10 protein-coding genes and 11 tRNA genes are annotated in these 16,057 nt (G+C 42.4%); 18 read left to right on the forward strand and 3 right to left on the reverse strand.

Annotated features, from left to right (window positions below):
- Positions 1-49 precede the first annotated feature (49 nt).
- The 12 genes from ychF to EAG18_RS00445 all read left to right on the forward strand — a co-directional run bounded on the left by ychF (position 50) and on the right by EAG18_RS00445 (position 3,364).
- Entirely contained in the window at positions 50-1,141 is a 1,092-nt protein-coding gene (gene ychF, locus EAG18_RS00390) for a redox-regulated ATPase YchF (RefSeq protein WP_125250451.1), read from the forward strand.
- Positions 1,142-1,489: 348 nt separating this feature from the next.
- Positions 1,490-1,566, forward strand: a tRNA-Met gene (locus tag EAG18_RS00395).
- A gap of 120 nt (positions 1,567-1,686) precedes the next feature.
- Positions 1,687-1,771: transfer RNA gene (locus EAG18_RS00400), tRNA-Leu, on the forward strand.
- Positions 1,772-1,922: 151 nt separating this feature from the next.
- Positions 1,923-1,997 (forward strand) — tRNA-Gln (locus tag EAG18_RS00405).
- A 5-nt stretch (positions 1,998-2,002) separates the two neighbouring features.
- Positions 2,003-2,087 (forward strand) — tRNA-Leu (locus tag EAG18_RS00410).
- Between the two features lie 148 nt (positions 2,088-2,235).
- Positions 2,236-2,310: transfer RNA gene (locus EAG18_RS00415), tRNA-Gln, on the forward strand.
- 2 nt (positions 2,311-2,312) lie between these two features.
- Positions 2,313-2,389, forward strand: a tRNA-Met gene (locus tag EAG18_RS00420).
- A gap of 86 nt (positions 2,390-2,475) precedes the next feature.
- Positions 2,476-2,560, forward strand: a tRNA-Leu gene (locus EAG18_RS00425).
- A 163-nt stretch (positions 2,561-2,723) separates the two neighbouring features.
- Positions 2,724-2,798: transfer RNA gene (locus EAG18_RS00430), tRNA-Gln, on the forward strand.
- A 155-nt stretch (positions 2,799-2,953) separates the two neighbouring features.
- Positions 2,954-3,038, forward strand: a tRNA-Leu gene (locus EAG18_RS00435).
- Positions 3,039-3,170: 132 nt separating this feature from the next.
- Positions 3,171-3,245, forward strand: a tRNA-Gln gene (locus EAG18_RS00440).
- Positions 3,246-3,279: 34 nt separating this feature from the next.
- Positions 3,280-3,364 (forward strand) — tRNA-Leu (locus EAG18_RS00445).
- A 311-nt stretch (positions 3,365-3,675) separates the two neighbouring features.
- Here the strand turns inward: EAG18_RS00445 and EAG18_RS00450 are convergent.
- Complete coding sequence (locus EAG18_RS00450; RefSeq protein ID WP_125250452.1) at positions 3,676-4,842, reverse strand: FAD-dependent oxidoreductase; 1,167 nt, start codon at positions 4,840-4,842, stop codon at positions 3,676-3,678.
- Positions 4,843-5,071: 229 nt separating this feature from the next.
- Here EAG18_RS00450 and miaB point away from each other — a divergent pair, with 229 nt between their 5' ends.
- From miaB to lnt, 5 genes are read left to right on the forward strand one after another with little or no spacing between them, the layout of a single operon-like run.
- Positions 5,072-6,505, forward strand: a complete 1,434-nt coding sequence (miaB, locus tag EAG18_RS00455) for a tRNA (N6-isopentenyl adenosine(37)-C2)-methylthiotransferase MiaB (RefSeq protein WP_125250453.1) — start codon at positions 5,072-5,074, stop codon at positions 6,503-6,505.
- 54 nt (positions 6,506-6,559) lie between these two features.
- On the forward strand, positions 6,560-7,594 hold the full coding sequence (locus EAG18_RS00460) for a PhoH family protein (protein WP_125250454.1): 1,035 nt from the start codon (positions 6,560-6,562) through the stop codon (positions 7,592-7,594).
- A 3-nt stretch (positions 7,595-7,597) separates the two neighbouring features.
- Entirely contained in the window at positions 7,598-8,056 is a 459-nt protein-coding gene (ybeY, locus tag EAG18_RS00465) for an rRNA maturation RNase YbeY (RefSeq protein WP_125250455.1), read from the forward strand.
- 22 nt (positions 8,057-8,078) lie between these two features.
- Positions 8,079-8,957: a CNNM family magnesium/cobalt transport protein CorC gene (gene corC, locus EAG18_RS00470; RefSeq protein ID WP_125250456.1), complete on the forward strand. Its 879-nt coding sequence runs from the start codon at positions 8,079-8,081 to the stop codon at positions 8,955-8,957.
- Positions 8,935-10,512 (forward strand): apolipoprotein N-acyltransferase, encoded by a 1,578-nt coding sequence (gene lnt / locus EAG18_RS00475; protein WP_125250457.1) that lies wholly within the window; start codon positions 8,935-8,937, stop codon positions 10,510-10,512. Before corC ends, lnt begins: the two co-directional genes overlap by 23 nt.
- Positions 10,513-11,278: 766 nt before the next feature.
- On the opposite strand, the gene EAG18_RS00480 is transcribed toward lnt, so the two are convergent.
- Entirely contained in the window at positions 11,279-13,399 is a 2,121-nt protein-coding gene (locus EAG18_RS00480; RefSeq protein ID WP_275557197.1) for an ATP-binding protein, read from the reverse strand.
- Between the two features lie 133 nt (positions 13,400-13,532).
- Positions 13,533-15,053 carry a CYTH and CHAD domain-containing protein gene (locus tag EAG18_RS00485; RefSeq protein ID WP_125250459.1) on the reverse strand — a complete coding sequence of 507 codons (1,521 nt, stop codon included), beginning with the start codon at positions 15,051-15,053 and terminating at the stop codon, positions 13,533-13,535.
- Between the two features lie 298 nt (positions 15,054-15,351).
- On the opposite strand from EAG18_RS00485, the gene EAG18_RS00490 reads away from it, so the two are divergent.
- Entirely contained in the window at positions 15,352-15,963 is a 612-nt protein-coding gene (locus EAG18_RS00490; protein WP_275557198.1) for a TIGR04211 family SH3 domain-containing protein, read from the forward strand.
- Positions 15,964-16,057 lie beyond the last annotated feature (94 nt).

Below are 16,057 nucleotides of genomic sequence, written 5' to 3' on the forward strand. Positions count from 1 at the left end.
TCGCGAATGTGGATTGAGATAATACGGTAGAAATTTAGGAATAAACACTATGGGTTTTAAATGTGGCATTGTTGGTTTACCGAACGTAGGTAAATCTACTTTATTTAATGCGTTGACTAAAGCGGGCATTGAGGCCGCAAACTTTCCTTTTTGTACTATCGAACCGAATACCGGTGTAGTACCTGTACCAGATTCTCGTCTTGATCAGCTAGCTGAAATCGTCAACCCTCAGCGTACTATCCCAACCTCTATGGAGTTTGTAGATATTGCAGGTTTGGTTAAAGGTGCATCCAAAGGTGAAGGTTTAGGTAACCAATTTTTAGCAAACATTCGTGAAACCGATGCTATCGGTCACGTTGTACGCTGTTTCGAAAACGAAAATATCGTACATGTAGCAGGTCAAATTGATCCAGCTGAAGATATTGACGTTATCAATACTGAGTTGGTGCTTGCGGATATGGATGCGGCTGACCGCGCTGTATTGCGTAACGCAAAGAAAGCCAAAGGTGGCGACAAAGACGCAAAGTTTGAGCTTGTGGTACTTGAAAAAGTAAAAGCACACTTGGATGAGGGCTTAACACTTCGTTCGTTAGAGTTAACTAAAGAAGAAGCGGCAGCAATCAGCTACTTAAACTTCTTGACTATCAAGCCAACCATGTACATTGCAAACGTTAATGAAGATGGTTTTGAAAATAACCCTTTCCTTGACAAAGTACGTGAAATAGCTGCTGCTGAAGACGCCGTTGTCATTCCTGTGTGTGCTGCGATTGAAGCTGAACTGTCTGAGCTTGACGAAGAAGACAAGAAAGAGTTTATGGACGACTTAGGTCTTGATGAGCCAGGGCTTAACCGCGTTATCCGTGGTGGTTATGAACTGTTGAAGCTGCAAACTTACTTTACAGCAGGTGTTAAAGAAGTGCGTGCATGGACTATCCCCGTTGGTGCAACAGCACCACAAGCCGCAGGTAAGATCCATACAGACTTTGAACGTGGCTTCATCCGTGCACAAACTATCGGTTTTGATGACTACATCGAATTCCGTGGTGAGTCTGGTGCAAAAGATGCAGGTAAAATGCGTCAAGAAGGTAAAGAATACATCGTTAAAGATGGCGATGTGATGAACTTCTTATTTAACGTGTAATCGTTTTAGCGATACGACATACCATAAAAAGGAGCTTAGGCTCCTTTTTTGTATCCCAAACCCGAAAAATTAATGTGAGATCAGACTATCTCGCTAAATAACCACTGCTTTGGGTAATTGATGTATTTCTCGCAGCCTGTTTTACACAATACCCTAGCTTAAAATTCAATCGGCATTGTTAAAGATTTGCAATTCCCCCTTAGGATTTGATATAAAAACAAGCCGTTTCGCTTAATTTATCTGCAAACAAACTGTGATAACTGATTTTTTGCAAAAAAGGTGTTGACGGCTTGGGGGCATATACGCATAATACGCCCCGCATCAGCGATGATGAGAAGTTAAAAAGATGGCTATGTAGCTCAGCTGGTTAGAGCACATCACTCATAATGATGGGGTCCCCTGTTCAAATCAGGGCATAGCCACCATATTTTAACTACTACCAAAACTCATCTAGCTAGCAAAAATATGTGCGAAAGTTTCGGGATTAACAGTTGTCTAGATATAGACGCTGGATTTAGGTTCCAATAACTAATGCAAAAATATGTGCGGAAGTGGCGGAATTGGTAGACGCGCTGGATTTAGGTTCCAGTATCTTCGGATGTGAGAGTTCAAGTCTCTCTTTCCGCACCATGTTCTTTTGAATCAGAACTAAAAAAGATTTTATTTCGTTGGAGTATCGCCAAGCGGTAAGGCAGAGAAGAGAGAGGTTTTGATCCCTCACTCATTCACCCCCAGATTCAAATCCTGGGTTCAACAATTTAAGTTAGATTTGAGTTTTCGTTGGAGTATCGCCAAGCGGTAAGGCAGCGGGTTTTGATCCCGCCATTCCCAGGTTCAAATCCTGGTACTCCAGCCAACAATGCGGAAGTGGCGGAATTGGTAGACGCGCTGGATTTAGGTTCCAGTACCTTCGGGTGTGAGAGTTCAAGTCTCTCTTTCCGCACCATGTTCTCGATTAGAACTAAAATAATCAAGTTTTCGTTGGAGTATCGCCAAGCGGTAAGGCAGAGAAGAGAGAGGTTTTGATCCCTCACTCATCCACCCCCAGATTCAAATCCTGGGTTCAACAATTTAAGTTAGATTTGAGTTTTCGTTGGAGTATCGCCAAGCGGTAAGGCAGCGGGTTTTGATCCCGCCATTCCCAGGTTCAAATCCTGGTACTCCAGCCAATGGCTATGTAGCTCAGCTGGTTAGAGCACATCACTCATAATGATGGGGTCCCCTGTTCAAATCAGGGCATAGCCACCATTCTTTAAATGCAGAAGTAGCGGAATTGGCAGTTGTCTAGATATAGACTCTTGATTTAGGTTCCAATAACCAATGCAAAAAGATTTGCGGAAGTGGCGGAATTGGTAGACGCGCTGGATTTAGGTTCCAGTATCTTCGGATGTGAGAGTTCAAGTCTCTCTTTCCGCACCACGTTCTTTTAAGTCAGAACTAAAAAAGATTTTTTCGTTGGAGTATCGCCTCGACACGAAGTGGAAGCGGTAAGGCAGAGAAGAGAGAGGTTTTGATCCCTCACTTATCCACCCCCAGATTCAAATCCTGGGTTCAACAATTTAAGTTAGATTTGAGTTTTCGTTGGAGTATCGCCAAGCGGTAAGGCAGCGGGTTTTGATCCCGCCATTCCCAGGTTCAAATCCTGGTACTCCAGCCAACATTCTGAAGTTGAGAAATTGGCAGATGTCTTGAAATAGACGCTGGATTTACGTTTCAAATACTCCAGATAATACAATGCGAAAGTTAAGGAATTGGCAGTTGTCTAGATATAGACGCTGGATTTAGGTTCTAATAACTAATGCAAAAAGATTTGCGGAAGTGGCGGAATTGGTAGACGCGCTGGATTTAGGTTCCAGTATCTTCGGATGTGAGAGTTCAAGTCTCTCTTTCCGCACCATGTTCTTTCAAGTAGAATTAAAAACACTTGAACTTACCTCTATTGCTGGGTATCGTCTCGACACGAAGTGGAAGCGGTAAGGTGGCCTAAATCAAATCTAGGCTAAATAAGATTTGAACTTACCTCTATTGCTGGAGTATCGCCAAGCGGTAAGGCAGCGGGTTTTGATCCCGCCATTCCCAGGTTCAAATCCTGGTACTCCAGCCATCTCTTTGAGATGCAGCTAAGAAAAATGTAATGTGCGGAAGTGGCGGAATTGGTAGACGCGCTGGATTTAGGTTCCAGTATCTTCGGATGTGAGAGTTCAAGTCTCTCTTTCCGCACCATTTATATCATCTTTTATACCCTTCATAATATATCCAATTAATACTGCATCGATAATATCGAATCATCTGCTATTGATAACCTAAGAACTATTGTTACTGCTGAACAATATGAAACTATCATCGCGATAAACTCGTTTTAACCTGAGGTTTCGATAAGGGATGTTCCAACTCATTGTTACTAAAGCACAACTTAGTTGTTTCCTTGTCTAGCCAGAGGGTTTTACAAAGATGTAGAATTTAAAGGCAAAGCGAAAGATTGTGCGACCGCTCTTATCCCTGTTTGCCCTTTTCTTAGGATGTTTACAAACAAATTAAAAGCCCACGCCCCCCATGGCGTGCTTAAGTACTTCTTTTTTTAGCGGCCCTGCTTTATTCGCTACATTCAACGCGAAGTTTCGTAGATGCTTTAGTGGTGTGACTTGATTTGAAAACCCAAAATAACACGCATCCATCATACTCATCATCAAGAGATTGTCTTTTCTACGCTTAGATTCGTAATGATTAAGTGCGTTGCTGTCACCTATATCTTCACTAGGCTCCAACGCTTGGGCAAGCGCTACAACGTCTTTGAAGCCAAGGTTTACGCCCTGCCCCGCTAATGGGTTAATAGTGTGTGCTGCATCACCTACTAACACTATTCGCTCGGCAACATAAGCATTGGCGTGCTGTCTGGCAAGTGGAAATACAGCGACATCTTCAATTTCAAAATCACCCGGTAATTCAAAAAATGCGGACTGTACTTCTTGTTTTAATGCTTGCTTGTCTAATTGCTTCAGCATCTTGAGTTTATTGCCATTGTCATACCAAATTAAATTGGCGTAGGGGTACTGCATGGGCAGAAATGCAATAGGCCCAGATGGCTTAAATTGCTGCCATGTTTTTTCTTGCTGTGGCGCATCTAATTTAATGAGCAACCCCATGCAGTGTTGATCATATTGCCACCCAGTAACACCAATGCCACTCAATTGACGTACGACCGAGCGACCACCATCTGCTGCGATCAATAAATCAGCAGTATAGTTTTGTTGTGAATAATGGATTGTAATTGAATCATTGTCTCGGGTTATGTGAGTAGGGAGTCCCTCTGGCGACACTACTTTAATATTAAATTCGTCAAACTGCTGCCAAAGTGCAGCCTGGATCAAGTTATTTTCAATTAAATGCCCTAAATGTGACGCATTTAATTCTTCACAATCAAAGAGTAATTGCCCAGGCTTATCCTCGTAGGCTTCTAACTGCTTGTAAACGGCTGCTCTGGTATTTCTTAGTAGCGGCATAGCGCCAAGTTCATCTAATAAATGCTCCGAAAAACGGTTGATTGCCGACACCCGAATATCGACCTTATCACTTGCCAACACTACGTCAGGTGATATCGGTGCATGTTCAATCAGGGTAACGTCAACACCTTGCTTAGCTAACTTCACCGCACAAGCAGCACCTACCATGCCGCCTCCCACTATCAGAGCCTTGTTTTTCATGCCATATTCCCGTTATTAGAGTCTTTGCGCATTGTAACGCATATAAAAACAGATGTTTGCTTAAAACGCACTGTATTGATCCACATTTTGAAAGTTAAAATCTATACTTGGCTTGACAAGATAGGTCATATAAAATACGCGTCCTTTAGGCATAATGATATCACTTCAGTATCGTCTGCCCGAGAAAGCGTAGTGCTAAACACCGAGTTGTAAACGAGGCAATATTTAAATGAGTAAAAAACTGCATATTAAAACCTGGGGTTGTCAAATGAATGAGTACGACTCCCAGAAAATGGCGGATCTTTTGGATTCAACAAATGGCTATCAGCTCACAGAAGAAGCTGAACAAGCTGATGTGATCCTACTCAATACTTGTTCGATTCGTGAGAAGGCGCAGGAAAAAGTATTTCACCAACTTGGTCGTTGGAAACTATTAAAAGACACAAATCCAGATCTCGTTATCGGCGTAGGTGGCTGTGTCGCATCGCAAGAAGGTGACACAATTCGACAACGTGCTCCATTTGTTGATATCGTGTTTGGTCCTCAAACCTTACACCGCTTGCCGGAAATGATTAAGCAGGTGCAGAGTAAAGAAGGCTCTGTTGTCGACATTTCGTTCCCTGAAATTGAAAAGTTTGACCGTTTACCTGAGCCAAAAGCTGAAGGTCCATCGGCATTTGTGTCGATTATGGAAGGGTGTTCTAAGTACTGTACGTTCTGCGTTGTACCCTATACCCGCGGTGAAGAAGTAAGCCGCCCGTTAGACGATGTTATTTTAGAAGTCGCTCAGCTTGCAGAGCAAGGCGTACGAGAGGTAAACCTATTAGGTCAAAACGTAAATGCGTATCGTGGTGAAATGCACGATGGTGAAATCTGCTATTTCTCTGACTTGCTACGCTATGTTGCTGCAATTGACGGTATCGATCGTATTCGTTATACCACTTCTCACCCAGTAGAATTTACGCCGGATATTATTGAAGCGTACGCTGATGTGCCTGAACTTGTTGACCATTTACACTTGCCAGTACAAAGCGGCTCTGACCGTATTTTGAACTTGATGAAGCGTGGTCATACCGCACTTGAATACAAGTCAACCATTCGTAAGCTACGTAAAATCCGTCCAAATTTGAGCATGTCCTCAGATTTCATTATTGGTTTCCCGGGTGAATCAAACGCAGACTTCGAAGCAACGATGAACCTTATCAATGATATTGGTTTTGATATGAGCTTTAGTTTCATCTACTCGGCACGCCCAGGTACACCTGCCGCGGATTTACCAGATGACGTTGCTGAGTCTGAAAAGAAAGAGCGCCTGTATATTCTACAAAATCGTATCAACCAAATGGCGCAAGATATTAGTCGCAAAATGCACGATACCGAGCAACGTATCTTGGTTGAAGGCCCATCGAAGAAGAACCCTATGGAGCTTCGTGGTAGAACCGAAAATAACCGCGTTGTAAACTTTGAAGGCCCGCATTCTGTGATCGGCCAATTCGTCGATGTACGTATTACTGAGGCGTTACCAAACTCGTTACGTGGTGAGCTTATCCGAACTGAAGCTGAAATGGATTTACGTCGTGACGTAAAACCTGCTGATATCTTAAATAAAGCGCCACAAGAACCTGAAATTAATGAATTAGGTGTTGGTACTTTTACCCCCTAGCATTTTTAAATTGCGCGCTAGCTCCGGCTAGCGTCATTTTTATAGGAAGACATTTTGAGTAATCAGATTAAGAATATAGAAATTTACTTAGAACCCGCAGATAACCACCGCCTTTCCTCTCTTTGTGGTCCGTTCGACGAAAATTTAAAACAAATAGAGCGTCGCCTTGGAGTTGAAATCGCCCACCGTGACAATTGGTTTAAAGTGACCGGGCAAGCAGTAACAGCAAAAGCTGCTGTGGATATTCTAAAATCTCTATATGTTGATACTCAGCCTGTGAAAGGAAAAATGACAGAAATCGAGCCAGATCAGGTTCATCTGGCAATCACAGAAGCGAATGTATTGGAACAAGACGCTCCAACCGTGTGGGATAAAGAAGTCTATATTAAGACTCGTCGCGGTGTAGTTAAGCCCCGTAATCCAAATCAAAGCCAGTACGTCGCCAATATCTTAACACACGATATAACCTTCGGTGTCGGCCCTGCCGGTACGGGTAAAACCTACCTTGCGGTTGCAGCAGCGGTTGATGCGTTAGAGCGACAAGAGATCCGTCGTATTCTACTTACTCGCCCTGCGGTTGAAGCAGGTGAAAAGTTAGGCTTCTTACCAGGTGATTTAACACAAAAAATCGACCCTTACCTTCGTCCACTCTATGACGCACTATTCGAGATGCTTGGCTTTGAAAAAGTGGAACGTTTAATTGAAAAAAACGTCATCGAAGTTGCACCTTTGGCATATATGCGTGGTCGAACACTTAATGACGCTTTTATTATCTTAGATGAGAGTCAAAACACCACCTCAGAGCAAATGAAAATGTTTCTAACTCGGATTGGATTCAATTCAAAGGCGGTAATAACTGGCGATATCACGCAGATAGATTTACCTCGCGGCGCGCGCTCAGGTCTTCGCCATGCAATTGAAGTACTCAATGACGTAGAGGAAATTTCATTTAATTTCTTCAAATCTCACGATGTAGTTAGACACCCAGTTGTAGCTCGTATCGTTGAAGCATATGAGAAGAAAGAAGAGCAAGAACGTTTTGCTAAAGCTGAAAAACAGCAAGCAAAACAACAATCTTCTGAGGAATAAACCATGGACTTAATGCTAGATTTGCAAGTGGCTTGTGAGTTTGACAACTTGCCATCCGAAGCACAATTCCAAGTATGGGCTGAACACGCATTAACGCAGTTTCGCAAAGAAGCAGAATTAACGATTCGCATCGCTGACGAGCAGGAAAGCCAAGAACTAAATAGCCAGTACAGGGGCAAAGATAAGCCAACTAATGTATTATCTTTTCCATTTGATGCACCACCTGGGATCGAGTTACCACTTATTGGTGATTTAATTATCTGTCCCCAAGTGGTATACCAAGAATCCGTAGAGCAAGAAAAAACCTTTCATGACCATTTCGCCCATATGGTTATCCATGGTTGCTTGCATTTACTTGGATTTGACCATATAAATGAAAAAGACGCGGTAGAAATGGAAACAATAGAGAAGCAGATTCTCGCTTCTTTGCATATCGCAGATCCATACAGAGACGATTGTTAAAATAACGGAGCAGACACAACTAATGAGCGACGATAACTCGCAAAGTAGTCAGGGTTCTTCTGGCAAGACCTGGCTGGGACGCATCACGCAGATGCTGCAAGGGGAACCCCAAAATAAAGAAGAACTGGCTGAGGTCATTGCTGATGCGCAAGAGCGCCAGCTGATTGACCCAGAAACCAAGGACATGATGGAAGGTGTACTCAGTGTATCAGAGCTGAAAGTGCGCGATATCATGATCCCGCGTTCACAAATGATTACACTAGATGTGGATGAGCCGCTCAGTGCTCAACTACCTATGATGGTAGAATCTTCACACTCACGTTTCCCGGTGATTTGTGAAGATAAAGATCACGTAGAAGGCATCTTACTTGCTAAAGACCTCTTACCTTTGATTTTGCGTGAACAGAGCGATTTGCCATGTATCCGTGATTATCTGCGTCCAGCCGTAGTCGTGCCTGAAAGTAAACGTGTTGATACGTTACTCAACGAATTTCGTCAAAAGCGCTACCATATGGCTATCGTGATTGATGAATACGGCGGTGTATCTGGGCTGGTTACCATTGAAGATATTCTTGAGACCATTGTTGGTGAAATAGAAGATGAACATGATGACGACGAAGAACAACAGGATATTCGTCAGCTATCCAAACATGTTTATACCGTACAAGCTCTTACACCTTTGGATGAATTTAACGAGTTCTTCAAAACCAGCTACGATACCCAAGAGGCAGATACCATTGGTGGTATCATTCTTCATGCGTTTGGCCACATGCCAAGCCGCGGTGAAACCATAGACATAGATCCCCTTCAGTTTAAGGTTACTAACTCCGATAACCGGAGGATCTTACAAATTCAAGTAAGTGTGCCTAAATCTGAACATGTTGAAGACTCTAGTATCTAACCTGAGTAACCTCGCAAAAGATAAGTTCGCATGGCTGTCACTATTTTCTGGCTGTGCACTTACTTTTGCTTACTCCCCTTTTGGTGTTTGGCCCGTTGTCTTTGCGAGCTTGCTTATCGCTGTTTGGCTTACCGATAAGCCTGATCCAAAACTTGCGGCTAAGTATGGCTTTCTATTTGGTTTTGGCTGGTTTGCCCTTGGTATCAGCTGGGTACATGTCTCTATTGCCGAATTTGGTGGTCTTCCTTTAGCGATCTCTGTACTGTTAATGGCGCTACTTTGTGCTTACTTGGCGCTCTACCCAACATTAGCATTTATTTTTGCCAGCTACTTTACTCACACACCATGGCAACGGGTGCTCGCCCTTATTGCTGGCTTTGCGATTACTGAATGGTTACGTGCTCACCTATTAACGGGCTTTCCGTGGCTTAGATTTGGCTACACCTTAACAGACTCACCACTGAATACTTTAGCTCCTTGGGTTGGTGAGTTTGGCCTGACATTATTAATTATTCTAGTGGTAACTAGCCTGTATTACTTACTTAAACAACGCGCTATATATCTAGCTATTGTAAGTTTTTTGGGTATTTCAGCGCTTTACAGTGTTCCTTTAATCCAGGGCACCTTAAAATATTCAGGAGACGAGGTCACCACTTTGCTTGTGCAAGGTAATATCAAACAAAGCCTACGTTGGGAGCCTGAGCAGTTTTGGCCAACCATGTCTAAATACCGAGATATGACTAGGCCAAATTGGCAAGGCGTTGACCTAGTTGTGTGGCCGGAAGCTGCGATTCCTGAATTTGAAGATATAGCTTATCCATTTTTAGAAAATCTAGACAAAGCCGCAACCTTCAACGGCACAGCTTTGATTACTGGTATTCCCGATTATCAATTTGATACTAGAACCGCGTACAATACGCTGATAACGCTTGGTAAAAAAGAAAAAGAAGATAGCGAAGGGCAATATCACTATCTGCACAAAAACCGCTATCAAAAGCATCAGCTGCTACCTATTGGTGAGTTTGTACCATTTGAAGACCTACTACGTCCTATCGCACCTCTGTTTAACTTAGCGATGTCGTCGTTTACTCGAGGTGAAGCGGTACAGCCTAATTTACTTGCAAATGGCTTACATGTACTACCCGCAATTTGCTACGAAATTGCGTTTAGCGAGTTGGTAAGGGGCAACTTTACCGCGGAGTCAGATATCCTATTTACTGTGAGTAATGACGCTTGGTTTGGTGACTCCCATGGTCCACATCAGCATATGCAGATCGCTCGCATGCGTGCCTTAGAATTGCAGCGGCCATTAGTCCGGGTAACGAACAATGGTATAACTGGTGTGTACGATCCACTTAGTAAAGTTCAGCATGTCATTCCACAATTCGAAGCGAATATACTGAAAACTGATGTGAAGCTAATTAATGGAGTGAGCTGGTATGCAGAGCATGGTAATCGCCCTATCTGGTTTATTGTCGCTTTTATTGTACTAATATTGACCACCGCAAAGGTCAAACCTATGGTGCTTAAACGGTTTGAACGCAACTTTTTATAGTTGCGGTGTTATACCTTTCGCGATATAAAATCGCTCCTACATGCAGTATATAAACTCTGGTAGGAGCCACTTTATGTGGTGAGATCTTATTAAATCGCGATGTAAAATCGCTCCTACATACAGTATGTAACTCAAGTCGGCGCCACTTTATGTGGTGAGATTTTATTAAATCGCGATATAAAACCGCTTACATGCAGTGTATAAACTCTGGTAGGAGCCACTTTATGTGGCGAGAATTTACTAAATCGCGATGTAAAATCGCTCCTACATGCAGTATGTAACTCAGGTCGGCGCCACTTTATGTGGTGAGACTTTACTAAATATCGCGATGTAAAATCGCTCCTACATTCAGTCTATAAACTCAGGTAGGAGCCACTTTATGTGGCGAGCTTTTGTGCCGTATCGCGATGTAAAATCGCTCCTACACTCAATATATAATCTCTGGTAGAAGCCGCTTTATGCGGCGAGCTTTTATCATATCGCGATGTAAAATCGCTCCTACATGCAGTCTATAAACTCTGGTAGGAGCACTTTATGCGGCGGGACTTTACTAAATCGCGATGTAAAATCGCTCCTACATTCAGTCTATAAACTTTGGTAGGAGCACTTTATTCGGCGAGCCTTTATTAAATCGCGATGTAAAATCGCTCCTACATTCAGTCTATAAACTCTGGTAGGAGCACTTTATTCGGCGGGACTTTACTAAATCGCGATATAAAACCGTTCTTATCTGTACTACCTAGCTCTAGGTAAAGATAGGCTAACATTACTCACAAGGTATAATAACACTCACTTTCAGCCCGCCTAATTCGCTGTGCGCTACTGTGATATTGCCACCGTGCAATTCAACCAACTTTTGGCAAATGGATAAACCCAGACCTGAACCACCAAGATCTCGACTACGAGACTTATCACACCGGAACAAGCGCTCAAACAAACGCCCTAAAGCTTCATCGTCCACTCCAGGACTTGAATCTTCAATGACACAGTAGAGTTGCTGATTTCGATAGCCAATATCCACGGAAACTTCACCTGGCTTGTCGGTATAATTTACGCTATTGCGAGCTAAGTTATTAAATACTTGAGCCAGCCTTGTTACATCAATGTCGATTTCCAGATCGTCTGGAAGTTCAATATTGGCGTTAAATTCAAGCCCTTCATCCGTCACAAAATCATCAATATCTTCTACAAAGCCAATAAACGCTTGTTTGGCATTGGCACGCTCTAATGCAAGATTAAGACTGCCAGTATCGGCCTGCGCAAGTTCGTAAATATCTTTGATTAAAGTGTTAAGCGTATCGAGGCGGCGGTTAAGCACTTTGTAGCTCTGCTTTGGGTTTYCCACCAAATTATGTTCCAATGATTCAATATGTAGTTTAAGTACAGTAAGCGGCGTTCTCAATTCGTGGGATATATCAGCAAGAAGTTGCTGTTTTAAATCCAAAGCTTTGTTAAGTAATTGTTTTTCCAGCTCCAGTGCACGACGTTTGTTTCTCGCTAGTAATAAAAACGCACTCAAGAAAATAATTAAAACACCGACTCCGGCTGCCGTAACAATTTGCTGGATGCGCTGCTCGGCAAGCTCAACCTCACGTTGTGTTTTTAGACTCTGTAACTCAAACTGGTTTTTCTGATACTCTGTATCCAATTGATAAGCAAGCGCTTTTTGGCTAGCTTCTTTTTCTAACTGAGAGATCTTGGATTCGGTATATTGCAACTGATAGTTAAGCGCGGATTCAAAGTCACCTTGTGCACTATAAGCGTCTTTTAAGACACGCAATGCGGTTTCTTTGAGGCCAAGATATGCTTCTTCTTCAGCAACGATCTGCTTCATGCTTTCAATAAAAAATTCAGCACGCTCTGGCAACACAATTTGTGCATACGTTGTCATCGTTTCTTGATAAAGAACTTTACTTTGGATAGGGTCGATAAGCTCAAGTGCCTGCTCAACAAATACTTTGGCTTCTGTTTTGTTGCCTTCTTTGAGTTTAAGCTCAGCAAGGTTGCTCTTGGCCCAACCTTGATTTCTGGTATGTTTATGAGACTCGAAAATTTCGTAAGCCTTTTCAAACGATGCTTGCGCTTCATCAAAGCGCTTAAGTTTGATTTGCTCACGACCGATACGGATCAAGGTATAAGCCGAGTAAACTACAGCTCCACTTTCAAGGTCGTAATTATAGGCTGTTTGATAGGCTTGAAGGGACTTCTCGTGATCCCCAATCACCTGATGGGCTCCACCTAGGTTATAGTAAACTTGGGCAAGTAGTGACGTATTTTGGTGTTGTTGGCTTTTCAACACCGCAATGGACTGCTGCAATAATTTAAGTGCTTTATCTGGTAAAGAAAGGTCGGAATAAACATCAGCTAATTGCGTGATAGACGAAACCTGTAAATCCGCAAACTCATATTTTTTTGCCACTTCAATCGATAACTCATAACTCTCTATGGCATCTTTATAACTACCATTATTTTTGTAAGCACCCGCACGGAACCGATAAGCATGGCATAACAACCGATGCATATTAAGTGCAGATAGCTGAGACACAGCTAAGTCTAAATAGCTAATCGCATCGCTGAACTTCCCCTCTTTGAGCATGAGGTCCCCATAGGTCAACGAGTACTTTGCCTCATATTGTGGCAAATGATACGTAAGCAATATTTGCTTGAAGCGCTCAGCCCAGCGGTGCGCATCCTCTAATTTAAAATCATTTTTTAATGCGACGGTTACTTTATGGTGTACCTCTGCTATTTCTTCAGGCGCAAGAGTCGATTCAAGCACCAAATCAACTTTTTGCAGAGCTTGCTCACGAGTTTCTTTTTGCTGAAGCTCTTTGATGAAAACTTCATATAAACGTTCATTTGCTTGACTAAATGGTGCTAACAACACACATATCCAAAGCAAAGTTATTTTAATATATGACACCATTTTGCCTTTTTAATTGTCGCTCAAGTCGGTTTAGTTTAAAGGGAGTAGCCATGACAGTACACATTAAAAAAGCGGGTTGCCCCGCTCTTTTGAATCAACACCAATAAGGTTCAGATAGCATTGAAGATTGCCGGCTTTGTTCCATGGCACTCACTAAAAAATCAGATTTTTGTTTTAGCCACACTTGTACTTCTTGTAATGCGTCAGAATTTTGGTTTTGGCAAAGTTGATGCAAATAAGCCAAGGTTTCAAGTTCATAGATGCCATACACCACATCAATCCATGGCGTTCTAAATGCTTTGCGTGCTTCTTTATCGTAAAGTTTGCCTAGGCAATTGCCACTAAGCAGCGTGTTTTCTAGTTTTGTTCTCACTTGTAAGTAATCATATTCTGATAGCGTTTTTTCTTGCGGCAACAGGCTTTTCAACGCTTGCCAATCTTTATCGAAAAGTTGATTAGCAATATCAGTAACTGGCAGCTGCGCTGCGCTCAGTGCCTTTTGATCCCAATTTTTACGCCAAGCTCTATCAACCAACCAGCGCGTCAACGAGAGGATCAACCGGTTATAACGGGTACAATGAAATAAGTCTTCAATGTCCGTCGGTGTTGGCTGTACATCCTGTAAATCGGTGATCACATGAGCTAACTCAGGAAATTGATTTAGCTTTTTATAATAAGCATGACGCTTTGAAGTATAAGTTTTAAGGTGGATGGCATTCTCAACCCAAGCTAACTCTGACAACAACCACTTCAACTCATTGCGAATACTCTCAGTTAAGCTTTTATCCACGATATCATCAAATAGCCAAAACGCATGACGAATAAGTGAGATGCCATCAATGACTCGCTTAAGTGTTTTTAAGCTCGGTTTATTGAAATAACACTGTTCATGCTTTTGTACAAATTGGATCCCGTAGCTTACCGTCGCGATGAGTGCTTGCTCTTGCGTCGCTTTAGATTTAAGAGGTACAAAACCTATAAATTTATTTGGTTTCAGCGGCTTGTCGTCCGCTATTCGATAACCTCTAGCTGCTTTAGAGTATAACCCTAAGCGCATACCTGCTTGTTTTATCAGGTGATCAGCCAAAAGAAATAAATCCTCTTTATTTCCCTCAATTAATTCTATCTCGAGCTCATTGATTGGCTCAATTTGGCCGTTCGCGGCGATCTCGCCTTTATCTAATACCGCTTCTATCTTAGTACCAGAGTCCGTCTCCAATAGCCATGTACGACGAATAAAGTTAGTACTGAAGATCGGGAATATATTCTGCGCAATGGATTCCAACTGCATGCCATGAGGCCAAATGTTAGCATCAAAAGCATGTAAGTCTGGACGCCCTGACTGAATAGGTAAGTTATATTCAGGCCGCTGATGTAACCCACCAACAACCTCTCCTGCAAGTTTAATTGTTTGTTCACACTCATCGTTACAACAACGAGTTCTTAAACCAATATCTAGCGCTCGTAATTCACGATTGGGCGTATCAAAGTAAGCATTCGTTAAATTTTTAGCGGGTTTGTTGGTGACCGTTTTTGCAAACTGTGTGAGAAGTGCAGGGATCAGCGGAACTTCATTATCTGAAACCAAGAATTTCAGTTCTATTTCAGTGTCCATTAGGGCAGTGTTTTACCTATTTGTCTACGGGAAGATCAAAATATACAAAGGAAGCCGAGTTTGCAATCTTTTTATCTGATGAAAATCCCGCTAAATATGTGCTAAATCAACAAATAGTTTGGATAAATTCGCTAAATGTCGGGATTTTTGATACGTAAGCTTAGCTCTCACGCTTTAGTAATTTCCAGTATGTAATCAATTATTTCGGCTTATTCAAAATAAACAAAGCCTTGCTATTAAGCTGTGAAATCCCTACTATTTTGTAAACTTTACCACCCTAAGAATAAAAGGCCCACGCATGTTCAACCTTAAGCAATTTATCATTGCGAGCCTGCTCTTAACAAGCTTTACCATTTTTGCTGAAGAGCCTGCCGACACTACCCCAGCAAACCCACCGCAGCCAAATGGCTATATAAGTGACAATCTTTATATTTTCATGCACACAGGTCCAAGTAAAAATTATCGGATTTTAGGCTCTGTGGATGCAGGCACACCAATCACTATACTCAGTGGCGCTGAAGATGGATTTGTCCAAATTAAAGATGACAAGGAAAGAGAAGGCTGGGTAGAGAGTAAGTTCATTACCACTGAGGCCGGACTAAAACAACAGCTTGAGAACCTGAATCAAACGCTGGTTGATACTCAAACAGCACTCAATGACGCTCAGCAACAGCTGCCCACCTTACAACAAAATAATACCAATTTACTTGCCGAAAACGTAGCGTTACAAGAGACCATTTCCGGACTTGAACAGCAACTTCAAGATGAACGCTTGTCACAGCAGCAAAAAGTCCAAAAAGAACAGCACCAGCTGCTGACTTACGGAGGTATCATCGGGATTAGTGGCATCATTATCGGTGTGATCCTGACACTATTTTTATCTCGTAGAAAGCGCTACGATGGCTGGTAACTGGTTATATACCTATTGAGGTTAGATAACTTCGTCACTGACGGTGCATCTAAGCTTTCTTGTCAAAATTAATGGGGTGAATTGCTCAATTCGC

The sequence above is a fragment of the Pseudoalteromonas sp. J010 genome, from assembly GCF_003934235.1.
GTDB lineage: Bacteria > Pseudomonadota > Gammaproteobacteria > Enterobacterales > Alteromonadaceae > Pseudoalteromonas > Pseudoalteromonas peptidolytica.

Bases quoted from the DNA above. Each gene is read 5' to 3' on its own strand.
- ychF (WP_125250451.1), top strand. From the start codon at position 50: ATGGGTTTTAAATGTGGCATTGTTGGTTTACCGAACGTAGGTAAATCT.
- EAG18_RS00450 (WP_125250452.1), bottom strand. From the start codon at position 4,842: ATGAAAAACAAGGCTCTGATAGTGGGAGGCGGCATGGTAGGTGCTGCT.
- miaB (WP_125250453.1), top strand. From the start codon at position 5,072: ATGAGTAAAAAACTGCATATTAAAACCTGGGGTTGTCAAATGAATGAG.
- ybeY (WP_125250455.1), top strand. From the start codon at position 7,598: ATGGACTTAATGCTAGATTTGCAAGTGGCTTGTGAGTTTGACAACTTG.
- corC (WP_125250456.1), top strand. From the start codon at position 8,079: ATGAGCGACGATAACTCGCAAAGTAGTCAGGGTTCTTCTGGCAAGACC.
- lnt (WP_125250457.1), top strand. From the start codon at position 8,935: ATGTTGAAGACTCTAGTATCTAACCTGAGTAACCTCGCAAAAGATAAG.
- EAG18_RS00485 (WP_125250459.1), bottom strand. From the start codon at position 15,053: ATGGACACTGAAATAGAACTGAAATTCTTGGTTTCAGATAATGAAGTT.
- EAG18_RS00490 (WP_275557198.1), top strand. From the start codon at position 15,352: ATGTTCAACCTTAAGCAATTTATCATTGCGAGCCTGCTCTTAACAAGC.